22 protein-coding genes are annotated in these 20,313 nt (G+C 30.2%); 6 read left to right on the forward strand and 16 right to left on the reverse strand.

The window, feature by feature from the left end; translation table 11 throughout:
* Positions 1-28: 28 nt before the first annotated feature.
* From ACTTAO_RS00650 to ACTTAO_RS00665, 4 genes are all read right to left on the reverse strand, one after another.
* Positions 29-775, reverse strand: coding sequence for a sulfite exporter TauE/SafE family protein (locus tag ACTTAO_RS00650; protein ID WP_440690359.1), 747 nt, complete (start codon positions 773-775; stop codon positions 29-31).
* Between the two features lie 20 nt (positions 776-795).
* The gene (locus ACTTAO_RS00655; protein WP_440690361.1) at positions 796-1,560 is read right to left on the reverse strand and encodes an SDR family NAD(P)-dependent oxidoreductase; all 765 of its coding nucleotides are present in this window, start codon (positions 1,558-1,560) and stop codon (positions 796-798) included.
* A gap of 48 nt (positions 1,561-1,608) precedes the next feature.
* On the reverse strand, positions 1,609-1,866 hold the full coding sequence (locus ACTTAO_RS00660; RefSeq protein WP_440690363.1) for a GNAT family N-acetyltransferase: 258 nt from the start codon (positions 1,864-1,866) through the stop codon (positions 1,609-1,611).
* A gap of 172 nt (positions 1,867-2,038) precedes the next feature.
* The gene (locus ACTTAO_RS00665) at positions 2,039-3,472 is read right to left on the reverse strand and encodes a helix-turn-helix domain-containing protein (RefSeq protein ID WP_262589430.1); all 1,434 of its coding nucleotides are present in this window, start codon (positions 3,470-3,472) and stop codon (positions 2,039-2,041) included.
* A 111-nt stretch (positions 3,473-3,583) separates the two neighbouring features.
* On the opposite strand from ACTTAO_RS00665, the gene ACTTAO_RS00670 reads away from it, so the two are divergent.
* The 3 genes from ACTTAO_RS00670 to ACTTAO_RS00680 all read left to right on the forward strand — a co-directional run bounded on the left by ACTTAO_RS00670 (position 3,584) and on the right by ACTTAO_RS00680 (position 6,297).
* Positions 3,584-3,745 carry a hypothetical protein gene (locus ACTTAO_RS00670; RefSeq protein ID WP_262589431.1) on the forward strand — a complete coding sequence of 54 codons (162 nt, stop codon included), beginning with the start codon at positions 3,584-3,586 and terminating at the stop codon, positions 3,743-3,745.
* Positions 3,746-3,785: 40 nt separating this feature from the next.
* On the forward strand, positions 3,786-5,060 hold the full coding sequence (gene aceA / locus ACTTAO_RS00675; protein WP_440690365.1) for an isocitrate lyase: 1,275 nt from the start codon (positions 3,786-3,788) through the stop codon (positions 5,058-5,060).
* 97 nt (positions 5,061-5,157) lie between these two features.
* Positions 5,158-6,297 carry a glycine cleavage T C-terminal barrel domain-containing protein gene (locus ACTTAO_RS00680; protein ID WP_440690368.1) on the forward strand — a complete coding sequence of 380 codons (1,140 nt, stop codon included), beginning with the start codon at positions 5,158-5,160 and terminating at the stop codon, positions 6,295-6,297.
* On the opposite strand, the gene ACTTAO_RS00685 is transcribed toward ACTTAO_RS00680, so the two are convergent.
* Positions 6,294-7,061 carry an ABC transporter permease gene (locus ACTTAO_RS00685; protein WP_440690370.1) on the reverse strand — a complete coding sequence of 256 codons (768 nt, stop codon included), beginning with the start codon at positions 7,059-7,061 and terminating at the stop codon, positions 6,294-6,296. The two genes, ACTTAO_RS00680 and ACTTAO_RS00685, sit on opposite strands and share 4 nt — an antisense overlap.
* Positions 7,051-7,983: an ABC transporter ATP-binding protein gene (locus ACTTAO_RS00690; RefSeq protein ID WP_262589436.1), complete on the reverse strand. Its 933-nt coding sequence runs from the start codon at positions 7,981-7,983 to the stop codon at positions 7,051-7,053. Before ACTTAO_RS00690 ends, ACTTAO_RS00685 begins: the two co-directional genes overlap by 11 nt.
* Positions 7,984-8,052: 69 nt before the next feature.
* On the opposite strand from ACTTAO_RS00690, the gene ACTTAO_RS00695 reads away from it, so the two are divergent.
* Complete coding sequence (locus ACTTAO_RS00695; RefSeq protein WP_440690372.1) at positions 8,053-8,421, forward strand: thioredoxin family protein; 369 nt, start codon at positions 8,053-8,055, stop codon at positions 8,419-8,421.
* Between the two features lies 1 nt (position 8,422).
* On the opposite strand, the gene ACTTAO_RS00700 is transcribed toward ACTTAO_RS00695, so the two are convergent.
* On the reverse strand, positions 8,423-9,862 hold the full coding sequence (locus ACTTAO_RS00700) for a sodium:solute symporter family transporter (RefSeq protein ID WP_440690374.1): 1,440 nt from the start codon (positions 9,860-9,862) through the stop codon (positions 8,423-8,425).
* A 128-nt stretch (positions 9,863-9,990) separates the two neighbouring features.
* Here ACTTAO_RS00700 and mgrA point away from each other — a divergent pair, with 128 nt between their 5' ends.
* A complete protein-coding gene (mgrA, locus tag ACTTAO_RS00705; RefSeq protein WP_440690376.1) occupies positions 9,991-11,019 on the forward strand; it encodes an L-glyceraldehyde 3-phosphate reductase in 1,029 nt (342 codons plus the stop codon).
* Between the two features lie 85 nt (positions 11,020-11,104).
* Here the strand turns inward: mgrA and ACTTAO_RS00710 are convergent, their stop codons facing one another.
* Positions 11,105-11,398, reverse strand: coding sequence for a hypothetical protein (locus ACTTAO_RS00710; RefSeq protein ID WP_262589440.1), 294 nt, complete (start codon positions 11,396-11,398; stop codon positions 11,105-11,107).
* Positions 11,399-11,401: 3 nt separating this feature from the next.
* Positions 11,402-11,914, reverse strand: a complete 513-nt coding sequence (locus ACTTAO_RS00715) for a pentapeptide repeat-containing protein (protein ID WP_262589441.1) — start codon at positions 11,912-11,914, stop codon at positions 11,402-11,404.
* A gap of 105 nt (positions 11,915-12,019) precedes the next feature.
* Here ACTTAO_RS00715 and ACTTAO_RS00720 point away from each other — a divergent pair, with 105 nt between their 5' ends.
* The gene (locus tag ACTTAO_RS00720) at positions 12,020-13,084 is read left to right on the forward strand and encodes a tartrate dehydrogenase (protein WP_440690378.1); all 1,065 of its coding nucleotides are present in this window, start codon (positions 12,020-12,022) and stop codon (positions 13,082-13,084) included.
* On the opposite strand, the gene ACTTAO_RS00725 is transcribed toward ACTTAO_RS00720, so the two are convergent.
* The 7 genes from ACTTAO_RS00725 to ACTTAO_RS00755 form a co-directional block, all read right to left on the reverse strand.
* Positions 13,081-14,118, reverse strand: a complete 1,038-nt coding sequence (locus ACTTAO_RS00725; protein ID WP_440690380.1) for a Gfo/Idh/MocA family protein — start codon at positions 14,116-14,118, stop codon at positions 13,081-13,083. The genes ACTTAO_RS00720 and ACTTAO_RS00725 overlap by 4 nt on opposite strands.
* Before the next feature lies 1 nt (position 14,119).
* On the reverse strand, positions 14,120-15,103 hold the full coding sequence (locus tag ACTTAO_RS00730) for an aldose epimerase family protein (protein WP_440690382.1): 984 nt from the start codon (positions 15,101-15,103) through the stop codon (positions 14,120-14,122).
* 8 nt (positions 15,104-15,111) lie between these two features.
* On the reverse strand, positions 15,112-15,873 hold the full coding sequence (locus ACTTAO_RS00735; RefSeq protein WP_440690384.1) for an SDR family NAD(P)-dependent oxidoreductase: 762 nt from the start codon (positions 15,871-15,873) through the stop codon (positions 15,112-15,114).
* Between the two features lie 133 nt (positions 15,874-16,006).
* On the reverse strand, positions 16,007-16,855 hold the full coding sequence (locus ACTTAO_RS00740) for a phytanoyl-CoA dioxygenase family protein (RefSeq protein WP_440690386.1): 849 nt from the start codon (positions 16,853-16,855) through the stop codon (positions 16,007-16,009).
* Positions 16,856-16,899: 44 nt separating this feature from the next.
* Positions 16,900-17,679, reverse strand: a complete 780-nt coding sequence (locus ACTTAO_RS00745; protein ID WP_440618597.1) for an ATP-binding cassette domain-containing protein — start codon at positions 17,677-17,679, stop codon at positions 16,900-16,902.
* Positions 17,679-19,274 carry an ABC transporter permease gene (locus ACTTAO_RS00750; RefSeq protein ID WP_440690389.1) on the reverse strand — a complete coding sequence of 532 codons (1,596 nt, stop codon included), beginning with the start codon at positions 19,272-19,274 and terminating at the stop codon, positions 17,679-17,681. The genes ACTTAO_RS00745 and ACTTAO_RS00750 overlap by 1 nt, the downstream gene beginning before the upstream one ends.
* Before the next feature lie 72 nt (positions 19,275-19,346).
* A complete protein-coding gene (locus tag ACTTAO_RS00755; RefSeq protein WP_262589451.1) occupies positions 19,347-20,252 on the reverse strand; it encodes a sugar ABC transporter substrate-binding protein in 906 nt (301 codons plus the stop codon).
* Between the last annotated feature and the right edge of the window lie 61 nt (positions 20,253-20,313).

Below are 20,313 nucleotides of genomic sequence, written 5' to 3' on the forward strand. Positions count from 1 at the left end.
TTATTCAAAATTTAACACCTGCCTTAAATCAAATCAAATAATCATATAAAAGTTTTGAACTACTTATAAAAATTAAAATATACAAAATATTATAAAATAATTTTTCATTTATAATTTTAATTAATCGATAACCAATTATTATTCCTATAAAGGCAATTGGGAATAAAAATACAGATTGTTTAAAAGTCACAAAATTTGTCATTGAAAGGTTAATATATAAAGGAAGCTTTATTAAATTAACAAAGGTAAAAAATATAATTCTTGTTCCCACGTAAATTTCTTTCTGCATCCTTAAAGGAAGCATATAAACACTTACAGGCGTCCCTCCTGCATGGACACAAAAACTTGTAAAGCCAGCTAAAACAGAACAAATACTTCCTTTGATAGAATTTTTTTGAGATTTGGCTTCTTTATCTTTTTTAAAAAAGAAATAATGACCAGCAAATAAAAAACCCATTAATCCAATCATAAATTTTAATAATTCTTCAGAAAAATATGTGAACGTGAAAGATGCAATTATTATTCCAACAGCAGCAAATGGAACCATTAACTTTAAAGTACCTAAGTCATATTCTTTTCTATATTTATAAACTGCAATAAAATCAGAAAATATTAAAATTGGTAAAATTATTCCCAATGCTTGATTTAATGGCATGACAATTGTCATCAATGGAATAGAGATCAAAGTCATTGATCCACCTAAACCAGATTTTGCTATCCCATATAAAATTATTGCAGGAACTACTGTAAAGAAAAATAATAAATTTATTTCCATTAATGATTTTAATTAGCTGATTATGTCCAACCGCCGTCCACAACAATATCTTGTGAAGTAATCATTTTGCTGTCATCAGATGCTAAAAATAATGCTGCACTCGCAATGTCTTCAGGTAAAACTTTATCAGGCAAACATTGGCCCTCTTTAATTTTTTTCTCTCCTTCTTCATCAAGATGAACTTCAATTTGTTTTTTTGTCATTGTCCATCCTGGTACTAGTGTGTTTACTCTTATTCTATTTTTACCGAATCGTTTTGCCAGCCCGTGTGTTAATCCATGTAAAGAGGATTTGAAAACTCCATAAAGAATTGTCTTTTCATTTTTTCTCATCCATCCAATTGATCCAACATTAATAACTGATCCGCCACCAAGCTTAATCATGCTTTTGATTACTGCTTTAGCTGTAAACACATGGGGTCTTAAATTAGTTTGATATTCCCAATCAAAATATTCATGAGTAGTATCTAAAAATTCATGTCGTTCATCATTTGCAGCGTTATTCAAAAGTACATTGATGTCACCAATTGATTTGATAACTTCTTCAATTACTGCTTCTAAAGAATTTAAATCTGTAATATCGCACTTATAAAATTTAGGAACAAAACTGCATTCCTTTAAACTTTCAATTAATTCATTTGATGCTTCTTCATTTCTTCCAACAAAAGCAACTTTAGACCCTTGTTTTGCAAATTCTTCTACTAAAGTTGCTCCAATTCCTGTTGAGCCACCTAGTACAAAAACTACTTTGTCTTTAAGTGATGAATATGATGTTTTTAAATTCATAATAAATTAATAATGATGAAGGTTTATTTACATCAATCTTTAATAATTTTATATGATTTTAAATAGTTTTTTACCCAATGGACTGATTGGATCTTGGGGAATAGGCTTTTTGCCAGTTTTATCTTTAACAAGATTTAGTAGTTTTTTAGCTATCCCCTTTTTTCTAAATATTGGATTTACAAAAATATATTCAACTTCTGCTTTTTCATTAAATCTTACAAACCCTAATGTGGTATTTTGATTTTTATAGGTAAATACACCATCCGCCTCATCTAATTGATAATTTGAAATATCAAAATCACTCATGATATTAGTAATTTAAAAGCAAAAGGATAATTGCTATTGCAGCAACTATAGAACTAACAACGATATAATTAAGCTTAATATTGAACTTTTTCTCAACAAAATCAGTTATTTTTTCCCAAAATAATACGATCAGAAAAATTATTATGGCAGGTAAAATATATTTAATCATAATTTAAGATTTATCGTCACTGACATAAACAGAAACCCCACGACTATTTAAGTCAACATCAAATTTTTTATGTAGTGGTGGAAATGCTCTTTGTGAACAATCTAATCTGTCACAGGTTCTACATGAAACACCAATAGGAATTTCCGTTGATTTATCATTAATATTCATATTTTCAGTATAAATAAAATCTTTTGCATATTTTGCTTCACAACCTAAACCAATCGATAATACATTTTTAGATTGTCCAAATCTTCCAATTCCTTTTTCTACAGTTTTTGCAATACAAACATATTTTTCACCATTATTCATTTTACTAACTGCTGTATGTAAAACTCCTGGTGTAGTGAATGCAGTATAAACATTCCATCTTGGACAAGCTCCACCATATCTTGGAATATCAATTCCAGATAAAGAAAATCTTTTTGAGATATTTCCAGCCATATCAACTCTTAAAAAATGAAATGGGATACCTGGTAGTTTTGGATCTTGCAAACATGTAACTCTATGGGCTACTTGTTCAAATGAAGTTGCGAATGTATTTTGTAATAGTTCTAAATCATATTTTAATTTTTTACATTCAGAATGAAATAATTTGTATGGCATCAAAATTGCAGCACCACAATAATTTAACAAAGCAACTTTAGTAAGTTTTTTTGATTCTTCTGATGGAAAACTAAATTTAGTTAAATAATATTCAACATCTTTAATAGCGCCCATTTGTGCAACTTGTGATGCTGCATGTAATTTTTTTGTTTCAATGGAGCTATAATCACTAAGCAATAACTCTTTTTTATTTTTGTTATAAATTTTTGAAAATGGTTTGTTCTCATCAGGAATAACATCTTTTACGGTTATTGAATATTCTGACTGTAAATAATCGCACAAAGATAAATATCTTGTTCGATTATTTTTTTGAATTTTGTTAAAAACTTTATTTGCAAATTCTTCTAACTTCGGAAAATAATTTTTATTCTCTTGAAAAAAATCAACAACAACCTCTCCAGGGAAAGAATTTTTTCTATTATCTACAATTTTACCTGAAATTTTTTCAATCTTACTTATTAATTCATGATCTTTTTTTTTAAGAATATCTCCTAATCTAACGATAGCTTTTCCAATCTTTGGATTGGTACTTACTAGATCTTTTACTTCCGGACCTAAAATATCTAAGTCTTCAAATAAAGTGTCATCTAAAATTTCTGAAATTGTATTTTGAAGATTGATATCTGTCTTTGATGTAAGATCTGATAATTGGATATTTAGTTTTTCACAAACATTTAAGAGTAAATCTCCATCTATTTTTCTTTTACCGCTTTCAATTAAGTTTAAATAACTAGGAGAAATACTTAAATCTTCAGCTAATTTGTTAGCTTGCAGTCCAAGTTGTCTTCTAAAAGCTCTTATTTTTGGCCCTATTTTAAGATCTATTTGACTCATTTTACTATTTGTAAATTTTGTAAATTTATTTTTACAATATTTTTTCCCTATTTACAAAGCTTTTTAACGTTTTTTATAGATTTTGTAAATTTTGTAAAATATATGACTTATATGGATAAAAACTTAAAAAACACAGAAAATGAAGCTCAAATCATCAAAAAAGAGGATTTAGATCACCATCATAATAAAGGAATTTACATGAGAGATGATCACTGTGATTGGGGTTCAAGTGGGATGAGTGAACTAATCGACGCTTTAAACGATAGTAACTAATTCTACTTTTTCAATTTTCTTCAACAAAGGATTATAAATAATGAGTGCAGAGAAAATCTCTTATGAGTTAAAAAGATATGCTGGTATCAAACGAGACTACACTGATGAAGAAGTGGAGAGATTAAGAGGTTCAATTAAAATTGAGTACTCACTTTGCAAAAATCAATCTGAAAAACTTTGGAAATTATTAAATACTGAAGCTTATGTTAATACACTTGGTTCTTTGTCAGGCAACCAAGCTGTTCAGCATGCAAAAGCTGGATTAAAAGCAATATATTTAAGTGGTTGGCAAGTTGCAGCAGATGCTAATACTGCTGGAGAAATGTATCCAGATCAATCTTTATACCCTTATGATAGTGCTCCTAAGTTAGTTGAGTCTATGAACAATTCTTTAATTAGAGCAGATCAAATTCAACATATGGAAATGCAAGATGGTGATATGAAACCTGAGGAAAAAGTTGATTATATGCTTCCAATTATAGCTGATGGTGAAGCAGGTTTTGGTGGACCATTAAATGTATTTGAATTAACTAAAAAATTTATAAGAGCTGGTGCTGCAGGTGTTCACTTTGAAGACCAATTAGCTAGTGAAAAGAAATGTGGTCATATGGGTGGAAAAGTTCTTGTTCCAACTGGTACAATGGTCAAGAACTTAAAAGCTGCAAGATTAGCTGCCGATATTGCAGAAGTTCCATTAATTATATTAGCAAGAACTGATGCTAATGCAGCAAAACTTATTACAAATGATTTTGATGAAAATGATAAACCATTTTTAACTGGTGAAAGATCTCCAGAAGGATTTCATTATGTTAAAGATGGAATTGAACAAGCTATCTCTAGAGGTTTGGCTTATGCACCGTATGCTGATTTAATTTGGTGTGAAACAGCTACTCCTAATTTAGCTGAAGCTAAAAAATTTGCAGATGCAATTCATGAAAAGTTTCCTGGAAAACTATTAGCTTACAATTGTTCTCCATCATTCAATTGGAAAAAACATTTAAGTGATGACGAGATTGCTTCATTCCAACAAGAAATTGCTAAAATGGGTTACAAATTCCAGTTCATTACTCTTGCTGGTTTTCATACTCAAAACATTGCAATCTTTGAGCTTGCTGAGAAATATAGAAAAGAAGGTATGGCTGCATATTCTAGAATTCAACAACAAGAATTTGCTAGAGAAAAAGATGGCTATACTAGCGTTAAACACCAAAGAGAAGTTGGTACATCTTATTTTGATGCAGTATCAAATACTATTAGTAGCGGCCAAAGCTCGACAACAGCAATGGCTGGATCTACTGAATCTGAACAGTTTTAAAAAAAATACTTTCCCTCTCCATTTTTTTTAGTAGCCCTTAATTATTAGGGCTATTTTTTTTATTTGTAATTAATACTCAGACTGTTAAGGCTCTCAAATGTCTGATAAGAACTTTGGTTTTGGAACACAGATTAGAAAATCTCCTTATTTCGATGCTACTGTAAAATGGGGAGCGACAGGTTTTTCTGTATATAATCACATGTATATTCCAAGGGATTTTGGAAGTCCTGAGAAAAATTTTTGGAACCTTATTGAAAAATCAATTTTATGTGATGTTGCAGTCGAAAGACAGGTCGAGATCACTGGTCCTGATGCATATAAATTTACTCAGCTTTTAACTCCTAGAGATCTTTCAAAGTTATCAGTTGGACAATGTAAATATGTTTTAATTGTAAATAATGATGGTGGAATTTTAAATGATCCAGTTTTATTAAGACTGGCTGAAAATCATTTTTGGTTATCTTTAGCTGATAGTGATGTTTTGTTATGGGCACAAGGTGTTGCAGTTAACTCAGGTTTAGATGTTAAGATATCTGAACCAGATGTTTCCCCTCTACAGTTACAAGGCCCTACCTCACAAGAAATAATGGTCAAACTATTTGGTGAAGATATCAGAGATCTTAAATATTATTGGTTAAGAGAATATCAACTTGATGGAATTCCCTTAATTGTATCAAGAACTGGCTGGTCAAGTGAACTTGGTTATGAAATTTATTTAAGAGATGGCTCAAGAGGTAATGAACTTTATGAAAAAATAATGGAAGCTGGTAAAGAACACGGCCTTCAACCTGGTCATACATCTTCTATCAGACGAATTGAAGGCGGTATGCTTTCTTATCACGCAGATGCAGATATCCATACAAATCCATTTGAATTAGGCTTTGATCGATTAGTTAATTTAGATAGTGATATCAATTTTATAGGTAAAGAAGCTCTAAAAAAAATAAAGCAAGAAGGAATTAAAAGAAAACAAGTTGGTCTTATCATTGATTGTGATCCTTTATCAGGACCAAACACAACTTTTTGGCCGATTGAAAAAGATGGCAAGAAAATTGGTAAGGTAACTTCAGCTGTATATTCACCTAGATTAAAAAAGAATATTGCACTTGCAATGATTGAAGTTAATCATTCAGAATTAGGTAATAAATTAGATATAGAAACTCACGAAGGAAAATATTCAGCTACAATAGTAGAAAAACCTTTTTACGATCCAAAAAAGAAAATAGCTAGTAGCTAAGATTTAATATTGTATCCTTTTTTCAATAGAACTGTAACCACAGTTACACATAACATCAAAAATACTACCATTGAAATAACACTCACCCAAATATTGAAATCTGAAACACCATAAAAGGCAAATCTTAAACCATTAATTAAATAAACAACTGGGTTAAAATAAGTAACTGTTTGCCAGAACTCAGGCAACATATCTAAAGAATATAAACTACCACCTAAAAATACCATTGGCGTAATAACTAAAGTTGGAATGATAGACATTTGCTCAAAATTAGAGCTCATTAAACCAATTAAAAAACCAAATAGAGCAAATGTAAATGCTACTAATACTAATAAAAATATCATTAACAATGGATACATTACTTGAACCTCAACAAAGAAAGTTGATGTTAAAAATATAACTAATCCAACAATAAGAGTTTTAGTAGCGCCAGCTCCCACAAAAGCTAAAACAATTTCAAAAGTTGAAATTGGTGCAGCTAAAATTTCATAAATAGTTCCATTAAATTTTGGAAAAAATATCCCAAATGAAGTGTTGCTGATTGATTGAGTTAACAACGTTAACATCAAAAGACCAGGAACAATAAAAGATCCATAACTAATTCCATCAATTTTTTCTACATAACCACCAATTACAGATCCAAAAACAATAAAATATAGAGAGGTTGATAGAACTGGTGAAAACAATGATTGCATCAATGTTCTCTTAAATCTGTCCATTTCATGCAAGTACATTGCTCTAAATGCGTAATAATTAAACTTCATTGTTCTCCTTTACTAATGTCACAAATATTTTCTCTAAAGTAGTTTGTTCAGTTTTTAAATCTTGTAATTTTAAATTTGCATCTTTTAAATCTTGTAACAAGTTAGTTATTCCAGTGCTTTTAGCTCTAACATTATATGTGTAATTGATTGATTTTTTATCTTCTCCAATTTCTAAATTATACTTATCTAAACTGCTTGGGATTTCAGTGATTTCTTCTTGAAGATCTACTGTAAGTTTTTTATGTCCCATTTTTTTCAATAATTCTTTTGTTTCATCAACAACAATAATTTCTCCTTGATTGATTACACCCACTCTATCTGCGATTGCTTCAGCTTCTTCAATATAATGAGTAGTAAGAATAATTGTAACACCAGTTTTTCTTAGAGTTTCAACTACCTTCCACATGTCTTGACGTAATTCAACATCAACACCAGCTGTTGGCTCATCTAAAAATAATATAGTTGGCTCGTGAGACAATGCTTTTGCAATTAATACCCGCCTCTTCATTCCTCCAGACAACTGTCTTAATCTTAAATCTTTTTTATCCCATAAGCTTAAGTCTTTTAAAATTTTTTCAATATGTTTTGGATCTGGTTTTTTTCCATACAAACCTCTCGAGTATGAAACATTGTTAAAAACTGTTTCAAATTGTTCTAGGGTTAATTCTTGTGGCACTAATCCAATTCTGGATCTTGTTTCTCTGTAATCATCAATGATATCAAAATCATCTACAGTAACTTTTCCTGAAGATGGTCTAACGATTCCACAAATAATACTTATAAGGGTAGTTTTACCTGCACCATTTGGTCCAAGCATTGCAAAAATTTCACCTTTTTTAATGTTTAGGTTTATTTTCTTTAAGGCTTCAAAGCCATTATCGTAGACTTTTGATAGATTATTTATGCTTATTTGATCTGACATGAACTAGGCATATATAGAGACAATTTATTGTATTACAATATTTTAAAATTTGTTTACAACCCACGATTAATGAGAAAAATTTTTGTATTTATCTGTTTTATCTTTGCATTCACTACTAATGGGATGGCTAAAGAAACAACTTATACTAAAGATCTGTTTGATAAGGCTTTAGCGGATGGAAAAGTTGTAGTGGTTAGTTCTTGGGTTAAATATTGCACATCTTGTGCTAGTCAAATGAAAGTTCTTGATAAAGCAAAAAATGATTTTGATAATATTGAATACTTTAAATTTGATGTGACTAATAAGGAAATTGCTAAATTTTTTAATGTTCAATATCAAACAACACTTTTAATTTTTAAAGACAATAAAGAAGTTTACAGAAGTATTGGTGAGACAACCAAAGAACTTATTTATGATGCTTTAAATTCAGTGATCTAAATTAATTACTTTTCAATTTCAAAATTACTGCTGGCAAAAAAGTTGCAACAACAAATGATAAGAATAATAAAGATTGTGCAACAAAAGGTGAAAATAGATCTTTAGACATCAATCCCCCAACTAATAAACTCTTAGAAAAATCTGGATAAGGAAACATTAAAAATCCACCAATTAAACCAATTATAATTGAAACATAAGCAGTTTTTTCATTTACCTTGTTGTAAAAACTGTAAAAGACTGTGAACACAAACGCACAACAAAATAAATCTGCAAGTAAAAATAAATACAAAATATCAAATCCTTTTGATGCAACACCAAATGCAATTAACGATAAAAATACAATAAAGTATTTCGAAATTTTTAAATAATCTGTTTTTTTATCTAAATTAAAAGTTGCTTTACCATCAACAACAAACAAGCTTGATATAGCATTAACCAATGTATCAACTGTTGAAATTGTTAAAGCTAATCCAAGAATAATAATAATTAAGGAAAGCATTTCGGTTTGTTCTTTTAACAATAAAGTAAAAAATCCTAAATCAGCTCTTGCTGAAGGATCAATAGAAAACGACACCATTCCAATAAAACCCATTAAAAAAACTATTGGAACAATTACAAAAAAAGAAATGATCAATGCTGATTTTAAAGTATTGTAATCTTTAGCAGCATAAACCCTTTGCCAATTTCCTTGGTGAAATAAATTTGTAGCAGCAACAGCTATAAAAAAAGTTAACCCAGCTGTATAACTTGGAATATAAGATGAACTTAACAATTGTGGATTTTTTTCTTTAATCAATGCAAATGAAAAGTTATCCCCTGTTGATGAACTGATAATCAAAATTAGGATTAATAAAAGAAAGCCAATTACTATCATTTGAATATTATCAGTAAAAATAGAAGCTCTTAATCCGCCATAAAGTGTGTACGTTAAAGTTGCTAAAAGCACAATTAATGCAGTGATCCAAAGATCTGTACCTGATAAATAATTTATCAAAACCGCAACAGCTGTCACCTCTGCACAAAGAAAAATAAACATGTAAAAAATTGTCATTAACAAAATCAGTTTAAATAAACTTTTTCCAAATTTTTTTCTCATAAACTCAATTAGAGATGAGCCTTTTGGAAATTCTGATCTAATTTTTCTTCCAAAATAGATTAAGAAAATCATAGGAAAAGCTGTACCAAGTGCATAACCAATAACAGCCCCTATTCCTCCCCATGTAGCAGCAGCAACAGGGCCAAATAAAATCCATGCTCCTAAAGCAGATGCAACAAGACTTGTTGTTAATGAAAATAATTCTATATTTCTATTTGCTGTTAAATAGTTACTTATTCCTTGGAATTTTTTAGAATGATAAATTCCTAATGCAGCAAATACCAAACTAATAATAATTACTAATGTTAATGATGATGATTGACTTAAAAAGTATGTGTTATCCATTTTATCCCTTTCTGAATTACCGGACAGGTTCGTAGGGTTTAATCTCAGTCTGTTAAGACACCCCTTTGTTTTAAATATATATTTAATTTTATGTTTTTAAACTAAAATATTAAGTTATATTAAGAGTTATGAACTACAAGGCATCACCAAAAAGATATTCCAATATGAAATATAGAAGATGTGGGAAGAGTGGTGTTGATCTACCTTTGATAAGCCTTGGTCTTTGGCATAATTTTGGTGGTAAACAACTTACATCTGAAGCAAAGAAGATGTTGTTTTATTCTTTTGATTCAGGGATTACTCATTTTGATTTAGCAAATAATTATGGTCCACCAGCAGGAAGTGCTGAGGCTAATTTTGGAAAAATTTTAAGTAAAGAATTTAAAAGATATAGAGATGAATTAATCATCTCATCTAAAGCAGGTTATGATATGTGGGAAGGACCTTACGGTGAATGGGGTTCAAAAAAATATATTATTGCAAGCTGTGATCAGAGTTTAAAAAGAATGGGATTAGAATATGTAGATATATTTTATTCACATAGATTTGATCCAAATACACCATTAGAGGAAACAGCGGATGCTTTAGAGCTTATTTATAGATCTGGTAAAGCTCTTTATATTGGTATTTCTTCTTATTCTTCAAAGAAAACAATTGAGATGTTTAATATTTTAAAGAAAAGAAACATTAAAATATTTATCCATCAACCCTCTTACTCTTTAATAAATAGATGGTTTGAAAAAGATTTAGATAAAAATTTAATTAAATTAGGAATTGGAACTATTGCTTTTTCACCATTAGCGCAAGGTATGTTGTCGGATAAATATTTAAAAGGAATTCCAAAAGCATCAAGAGCAAGTGATCCAAAATCTGCACTAGATAAAAGTTTCATAACTAAAAGAAACATAAAGATAATTTCAGATTTAAATCAAATTGCTAAAAAAAGAGGTCAAAGATTATCGCAAATGGCTTTAGCTTGGGTGTTAAACAACAAAGCAGTTACTACAGCTTTAATTGGAGCAAGTAGTGTAAAACAAATTAAAGAAAATATTGAAAGCTTAAATAATTTAAAATTTTCTAAATCTGAACTTAAAGAGATAAATAAAAAAGCTAAAGACGGAAATATTAATAAGTGGGCAAGATCTAGTTCTTATTAAAAGAAGTGTTTTTCAATTAAATAATGAAGAGTAAAAATAATTAAAGAAGCACAAATAATTAAAAATACTCTTTCTTGATTACTCATTATTGTTGACCTTTATGATTCATTATTTCAATCATACACTGAGTAGCATACTCTCTCCACTCTGTAGAATTCTTATTTTTTAGGCTATTTAAATGATCGCGGTTACTTTGAATATCGTCTTTATGTTTTAGATAATCAGCCCCATTTAGATTTGCTTCCATAGAAGAAAGGTTGGTTTCCATTGCTTTTATCCACTCTTTCCCAAGCTCAACACATTTTTGATCATCTTTTTCATCACAGATTTGTTTGAAAAAATTAAAAATAACATCATCAGTATTAACTGAAGTGTTCATATCTTATTGCTCAATACAGGTTCCAATTGAGTCTGGACCACATGTCTTACCATTAGTCCAAGTAGCACCAATCAGATTTGCATTTTCAAAATTTGCATTAGTAATGTTTGCAGATGTAAAATTTGCTTCCATTAAATTAGCATTTTGAAAATTAGCTTCAATTAGAGTTGCTCCCATGAAATCAACTCTAGTTAAATTCGCATTAGTGAAATTTGTTTTTTCAAAATTGCCACCAATACTAATTGTTTCATAAAGATTAGCTCTAACAAATGTAGATTCTGGAAAAGTTCCAAAAGATAAATTTGAATTCATCATAATACTTTTATCTAAATTTACTTGCACAAAACTTGCAAAAGATAAATTAGAGTTAGGTAAATAACTACCTTGTAGATCTTGTGCATCTGAAAATCTGCATTTAGAATAATCTACACCATCTGTTAATGGATCATCACATGCGGCATTTGAATTTGAAACAAAAAAGAAGCTAAAGAATATTAAAAGAAGTATTTTTTTCATAATCAAAACTAACAAATAAAATATGTCAAAACAATGAAGGTTTATGTCTTTAAAAATAATTTAACATTATAAATTATTGTATTTTTGAAGTATAAAAATCAACCTATGAAAGAATATAACATTGCATCAATAGCAGGAGATGGAATAGGAAAAGAAGTAGTTCCTGAAGGCTTAAAAGTATTAAAAGACGCTGCTGAAAAACATCAATTTAAAATAAATTTTACAGAATATGATTTTGCTTCATGTGATTATTATGAAAAACATGGAAAAATGCTTCCAGATGATTGGAAGGAAAAATTAGGAAAACATGATGCAATATTCTTTGGCGCTGTTGGTATGCCAGATCAAGTTCCAGATCATATATCGTTATGGGGATCCTTACTTCAGTTTAGAAGAGAATTTGATCAGTATATCAATCTTAGACCGGTAAAATTGTTTCCTGGAATTAATCCTCCGTTAGCAAATAAAAAACCAGGTGACATTGATATGCTAATTGTTAGAGAAAATACCGAAGGTGAATACTCTTCTGTTGGTGGAAGAATGTTTAAAAATACTGATAGAGAAATAGCTATTCAAGAAACTATCATGTCTGCCCATGGAATAGATAGAGTTCAAAAATTTGCTTTTGAATTAGCAAAACAAAGAAAAAGAAAAAAATTAACAAATGCAACAAAATCAAATGGCATTTCAATTACAATGCCGTTTTGGGATGAACGTTTTAATGCAATGAAAGAAAATTATCCTGATATTGAAACAGATCAATATCATATTGATATTTTGGTTGCTAGATTTGTACTAAACCCAGAATGGTTTGATGTTGTTGTTGCATCTAATTTATTTGGAGACATTCTTTCAGACTTAGGACCTGCTTGCACTGGAACTATTGGAATAGCTCCATCTGGAAACATTAATCCTGAAAATAAATTTCCATCTTTATTTGAACCAGTTCATGGTTCAGCGCCTGATATTGCAGGAAAAGGTATTGCTAATCCTGTAGGACAAATTTGGTCAGGAGCAATGATGTTAGATTATTTGGGAGAAAAAGAAGCCTCTAATTCAATTGTTGAAGCTATTGAAACATCTTTAAGTGAAAAAGAAAATAGAACTAAAGACTTGGGTGGAGATGCTGATACCTTAAAATGTTCTAATTCAATATTAGCTAATCTTTAAATCTTAACCTTCTTACCAGTTTTTGCGCTTTTGGTTATTGCAGCAAAAATCTTTAGAGAGATTAAACCATCATTACCATTAACTTTTGGTTTAACTTTTTTAGATACTACATCAGCAAAATGATCAATTTGGTTAACTAAAGTACTATCGTCTTTTTTGTTTTTATCTTCGTTAACAAATATCTTATTCCACCAACTTCGCTCATTTTTATAGAACCAATATTTTAAATTAGGAAATTGCAATGATCCCTTAGTACCACCAATCATATATGCAGATTGATTAGTTATAGGATAAGCAGGATTTTCTCCTGCAGTTAATTCATAACTCCATGGAGCAACAATTGTATCTGACAAATTTAATGTACATAGCGCACCTGAATTAAAAATTAAGCTAATAGTTGCTGTATCTTCAACTGCAAATTTTCTAGTTTTATTAGTTGTAAATGCTTGAACGTATTTAATAGATCCAAGTAGGTAGCAAATCATATCGATATCATGGACTAAATTAATTCCTAAAGGCCCTCCTCCTTTACTAATTCTCCATTTTTCTTTGTAATAAGCTTTGTGTTTATAAAGCCAACACAAGACATTTGCTGAAACAATGTTTCCTAATTTTCCTTTATCGATTAACTCCTTTACCTTTGATACAATTGAATTATGTCTTCGATGATAACCAATTAATAACGGCGTTTTATTTTTATTAGCGCTACTAATAATTTTTTTAGCTGAATTAATATTATCTGAGATAGGTTTTTCTAATAATACTGGAATTTTTTTCTTTAAAAAACTGACTGTATGTTTTTCATGAAGTTGATTTGGAGTAGCTACAATTACTGCATCCAAATTTTGTGAGTTTAAAAGTTCTTCTACATTTGAATACAACGGGATTTTATATTTTTTTGATAAATTTTTTGAATTGTTACTAATATCAACTATTGAATGAAGATTGGCTTTATTAGATTTTGAAATTGCCTTTATGTGTTGCAATCCCATTAAACCAGTTCCAACAATCGATATGTTTATTTTTTTATTCATTTTATGAAATATTTATTTTTGTAAAGTACTTATAAAGTTTTTTAGGTTTAATTAAAGTACTTGGAAAATTTTTATTATTTGGTGCATCTGGATAGTGCTGAGTTTCTAAGCAAACTCCTTGGTAAGGAGCAAGTTTATTTTTATATCTCAAACCTTGGCTAGTATAGAGCTGTACTCCAGGAAGATTTGAGTAAAAGTCTAATTGAATATTAGTTTTTTTATTTTTTAAAGAGGCTAAATAATTTTTAGAATTTTTTTTAACACAAAATGTTAAATCAAATCCTAATGCATTAATTTTGTTAGATGATTTTTTTAAATTTTTGTTTTTTATATAATCTATTTTTTCTCCAATATTTTTAAACTTATTGAAATCATTTATAGTGTTTTTGACTTTTTTAAATTTACCAGTTGGGATTAATTTATTGTTTACTTCAAGATACTTTTCTGAGTTAATTTTTAAATCATGATTAAAAATTGTCTCTTTTTTATTTTTATTTAAATTCCAGTAACTATGATTCGTTAAACTGACGTGAGTAAATTGATTTGATTTATATTGGTATTTGATAATTAAACTTTTATTTTTAATTTCAAAAATACACTCTGAATTTAAGTCCCCTGGGAAACCTTGATCTAAATTTTTAGATAACAATTGATAAATAATTTTAGTTTTTGAATGATGTTTAATTTTCCATTCCAATCTATCAAATCCTATTTTTCCTCCATGTAGTGTATTTCTACCTTCATTGCCATCGAGTTTAAAAATTTTATTTTTAATCTTAAATTTCGAATTTGATATTCTTCCTGCATACCTACCACAAGTAGCACCTACATAAAAATTTTTACTATTGTAATTTTTTAAAGAACCTAAATTTAAGATTAAATTAATTTTCTTTTGCTTGTCATAAACCTCATACAAGCAAGCACCGATATTAATTGATTTAACTCTTAAATATTTATTTTCTATCGTAGAACTTTGTACTTTCACAAAGCGTTTTACAACCAGCCCTTATCAACAATGTAAGATTGATTTGTACATCCACCAGATTGTTCTGATGAAAAAAACAACACTGCTTGAGCAAGTTCATGCGGTAACAATCTCGCTTTTAAACATTGATTTTTCATCAAATCTTTTTCAGACTCTTCATTTAACCAAAGATCGATTTGTCTTTGTGTTAATACCCATCCTGGAACTACTGAATTAACTCTAATATTAAATTCTCCTAAATCTCTTGCAAATGATCTGGTTAAACCAACTACACCAGATTTAGCTGCTGTATAAGCAGCCATGCCACCTTGTCCAACCATCCATGAAGAAGATCCCATATTAACAATTACACCACCTTTATTTTCAATCATTGATTTTTTAACTGATTGTACTGTGAAAAAATAATGTCTTAAGTTTACATTCATTCTCTCATTCCAATATTCTTCTGTAACATCATCAATTTTGTGTCTTGTGTCATTGGCCGCGTTATTGATTAAAATATCAATTGGACCTTTTTGATCAATAATATCTGCAATTGTCTTTTGCAGTTGTTTTATATTTAACAAATCACATTCAATAAAAGTTGGTATTGAATATTTTTTGCTTTTTATATCTTCAATTAATTTTTCAGACTCTGATACATTAATATCTATAAAGTAAACTTCTGAACCTTGTTCACAAAAATGTTCAACTATGGAAGCCCCAATTCCAGATCCTCCACCTGTAACAAATACTCTTTTATTTTCTAAATCGTAATATTTTACTTTCATCTTTTTAATCCTCCGACAGTTATAAATACTCTTTAATTTTCTAAATAGTGATATTTAAAAATTTTATAAATTTAATAATTTAAATTCTGTTTATTTTAGTAATTATAAAGAATTTAAAATAAAAATATAGATTTTATTTAGCTTTATAACCTAAACCAATATTATTTATTTTTTTACTCGCATCCATAATTTTTGGATATTCATAATTTAATCCTAAAAGCTGTCGCACTTTTGAATTTGAATTATTTTTGAAGTCTTCCGATAAATAAGTAACTAAATCTTCAACTGGTTTTATATACTTTGGAAGAAACTCTATCAGTAATGCTGCTCTTTGGTGATCTGATTTATTTGGTGATGCTCCATGCCAACAGTTACCATTGAAAAAAACTAAATCACCAGGATTAGCAATCATTTGTTGTTTGTTTGAAAAGTCATCATTTTCATTTGGATAGTGTAGTTTCTTTTGTGATCCTGGTATGTATGCGGTTGCTCCTGATTTTTCTGAGCAAATATCTAGAGGTATAGTGGCCTGACAGTTTTGTGCAAATGAACTATTAAGACCCATCGGAAAAGTCTCACTATTATAAAAATCCCAATATGGATAATCGATATGTAGTTCTTGACCTATAGATCCTGGTAACAACCTACTTGCACAGTAAGATCCACAAAAAAACTCTGAACCTAAAAGTTTAGACATTAAGCTGAAAATAATGTCATTTGTTATTAATTTACTAAAAACCTCTCCTTTACCAAATAAATTCCATATTCTTTGCTGTAGTTTAATTTTATTAGATGCTTCAGCTTCAGCATTAAAGTGAGTTTCTTTTTGCTCCTGAGTATCAGCAAAATGATTAACAATCTCTCTTGCTTCTTTGATATCGTTTAAATTATATGCATTTTCAATAACGATAACTCCAGATTCATGCATTAATTCGTTTATAGCTTTGGTGATATTAAAAGTATCTCTAGAGAATTTACGCATAGATAAATTTTAAGTGAAAAAAAATTAAAAAAAAATAAAAAAAATTATAACTCTAATTCTTTAGCTAGATCGCCAATTTTAGCACCACCCGCCATCAATCTTTTCACATCTTCATTACCCAGTTCTGAAGACAATCCTGAACCAATTACCTCTCCTAAACTTAAAAAAGTAAATCGATCAGCTATAAGACGCGCATGAATTTCATTGTGTGTGATAAGTATAATTGCAATATTTCCTAAATTTTGAACTTTTTTAATTGTCTTTAAAACTTCCATTTGCTGTTTTTGACCTAATGCTGATGTAGGTTCATCTAATATTAATATCTTTGCACCAAAGTAAATTGCTCTTGCAATTGCCAATGTTTGTCTTTGTCCACCTGACATTGTTCCAACTGGCTGATTAGGGTTTGCAATATTAATTCCAATTTTAGACATTTCCTCTATTGTTATTCTATCCATTTCATCCATTTGCATTAAACCAAATCCAGCAGGACCTTTTATTAATTCACGTCCAAGAAAAAAATTTCTCGTTACTGATGTTAAAGCATTAAGTGCTAAATCTTGATAAACTGTTCCAATACCTGCATCAGATGCTTGACGTGGTGAAGTAAAGTTAACATTTTCTCCATCTACTTTTATTTCTCCACTTGTCATAGGATGAACACCAGATAACACTTTGATCAAAGTTGATTTTCCAGCACCATTATCACCTAACAATGCGTGAACTTCACCTGGATAAACATCTAATGAAACACCATTTAAAGCAGTAAATGCTCCAAATTTTTTTACTAAGTTTTTTATTTCAATTAATGGTTTTTTATCCATTAGATATTTCCCATAATTCGTTTTCTTATATTCTCATTAGTAAAGGCTGCGGTAACAAGAACTGCTCCAAGGAACACCCTGTAGAACGATCCATCAATTCCAGGAATATAAAAGAAAGCTTCTTTTGCAATTCCAAAGATAATTGTACCTAGAATTATTCCACCAATGGTTCCAAAACCTCCAGTTAAAACAACACCACCAATAACCGCTGCAGCAATTGCTTCTAACTCTTTTAAATTACCTTTAGCTGTATCTGCTGTGTTAACTTCAAATACCTGACAAGCCGCAAACATAGTTGCGCAGAATGCAGTAAACATAAATAATGAAATCTTAACTTTATTCGTTGGAACACCATTAGCTTTTGCAGCATTAAGATTTCCACCAGTTGAATAAATCCAGTTACCTGCTTGAGTTTTACTTAAAATTAAATAACAAATAAATGCAATCAGTCCCCAAATCATCAAACAAGAATACATCCCTTTAGCGAATATATTTCCAAAGTTATTTACGTTCCAATCTACAGTATAATATAGCCAGTTAAACACTGGTTCCATAATGTCTCCACCAAAGAAATTAGCTACAGGCCTTGCAGTAACTATCGTGTCGATATAAGCTTTTGCTATATCGATATCAGTAACAGCTTTTGCTGCAACTTCAGGAACATTAACACCAGCTTCAATTTTCTTTGTCAAAATTTCAACCATTGAGTCATTACCAGATTTTTTTGCCCCAGCTAATGACTTTTCTAAAGTTGCAATCATCTTTTCAGCATTCATAGCAGTTTTGTAAGCTGCAACTTTTTCGTTAATATATGTTAATCGTTCTGTTAATTTTGCAACCGTGCTAGCTGGCACAGTGCTAAGAATTTCTAATAATTGGTCATTTGGTAAAGATTTAGCCGCGTCTCTTTCCATTTCTCCATGACCTGGTACATTTATAATATTTTTAATATCTGGTAAATCTGTAACAGTTGTTGATCCAGCAGTTTGATCAGGAGCTTTGTTAAATGCTCTGTATGATACCTCAGTTAAACCTCTTAAGAAGAAAAGTCCACCTAGTGTAACGATGAAAGAAGATATTCCACTCTTAACAATTATCCATCCTTGTATCCATCCAAAGGATAATGTCATACATAATGTAATTAATATTGCTAATAATGGAGATACATCTTGAATTTTAAATAATGTAAATCCTTCAAAATGAAAACCACCTTCAAAAGATATGTAAGGAATAACAACAGCAAAACCCCATTTTAGTATCATTGCCATACAACCACCGGCAAAACCGATCATTGAACCAACAGAAAGATCAAATTCACCTGCAATGATTAACATTCCAGCAGCAAGTGCAACAATTCCTAATTGTGCAATTACCCTAAAATTATTTCTAATTCCTAAAGCGTTAAATCCTTCACCAGAGAAAGGGTTAAGAGAAAATTGTCCTTCTGGAATAGAGAAGTATCCCAACATACAAAAAAGTAAAACCATAACTCCAAAAGGTCCAACTTCTGGACGAGACATAAATGCAGAGTACCATTTTTTTTCACCTTGTCGGTCTGACTCTTGTCTTGGCTTTTTTGATGTTGATGTGTTCATTTATAAAAGACTTATTAATTTTGTTAAAAAAAAAGGGCCGATTGAATAATCGACCCTTTAAATTATTACAGACTATCTATCAATACCTGCTAAAGCAGCAACTGAAGAAGCGTTAGACTTGTCAACGAAGCCAGGTCCTGATGGGATGTTAGCTCCTGGTAAAAGTCCAGCACTGTTGTTGTACAAGTGTAATACGATGATCGGCATATAACCTTGTAATCTTTGTTGTTGATCGATAGTGAAAGCAACTCTTCCAGATCCAATTAAATCCATAACTGCAGGACTTAAGTCGAAGCAAGAGTGGTGTACTGTCATACCTAGATCAGCTAAAGCTTTATCAACAGCTTCACACACGTGTGGTCCTACTGAAAGGATCGCATCGATATCGCTGTTAGCTTGTAAAGCAGCAGTTGCTCTAGTTTGAATAGTTGCAGGGTCAGATGTAGTATCAGTCATTTGCATAGGAACAGCAGAACCGTAACCTTCACATCTGTCTACAAGAGCTGTGTTGTATGCTTCTTGAATCATACAAAGTGCTTTAGAAGCACCTTCAGCTTTTGCTCTTTCACCAGCTTTTTGTCCAGCAAGTAATTCTGGCTGACCAACGTGCATTAAAGCACCTAGGCTAGCAGATGACTCTAAACCAGAGTTCATTGTAATCACTGGAACACCAGCAGCAACAGCAGCTTTAATAGCTGGGCCTAATGCATCTGGATCTGGTAAAGAAATTACCATACCATCTGGTTGAGTAGCTGCAGCAGCTTGAATTGAGCTTGCCATATCAGCCATATCAGCAGAAGGGTTGTAGATATATTCGAAGTCAGCACCGATTGCTCTAGCTGCATCTTCACCACCTTTTTGAACTACTGGCCAAAAAGGATCTTTTCCTTCACCATGAGTAATCATGACATATCTTTCAGCGAACGCAGAAGTTGCAAATAATGCAAGAGCTGCAATCGAAAGTATAAGTTTTTTCATTATTTCTCCCTTTTTTTTATGTTTTTAAATTAATTTAAAAAACGAAATATACCTAGTTTGA

Source organism: Candidatus Pelagibacter sp. HIMB1782 (assembly GCF_052047475.1).
Classification (GTDB): domain Bacteria; phylum Pseudomonadota; class Alphaproteobacteria; order Pelagibacterales; family Pelagibacteraceae; genus Pelagibacter.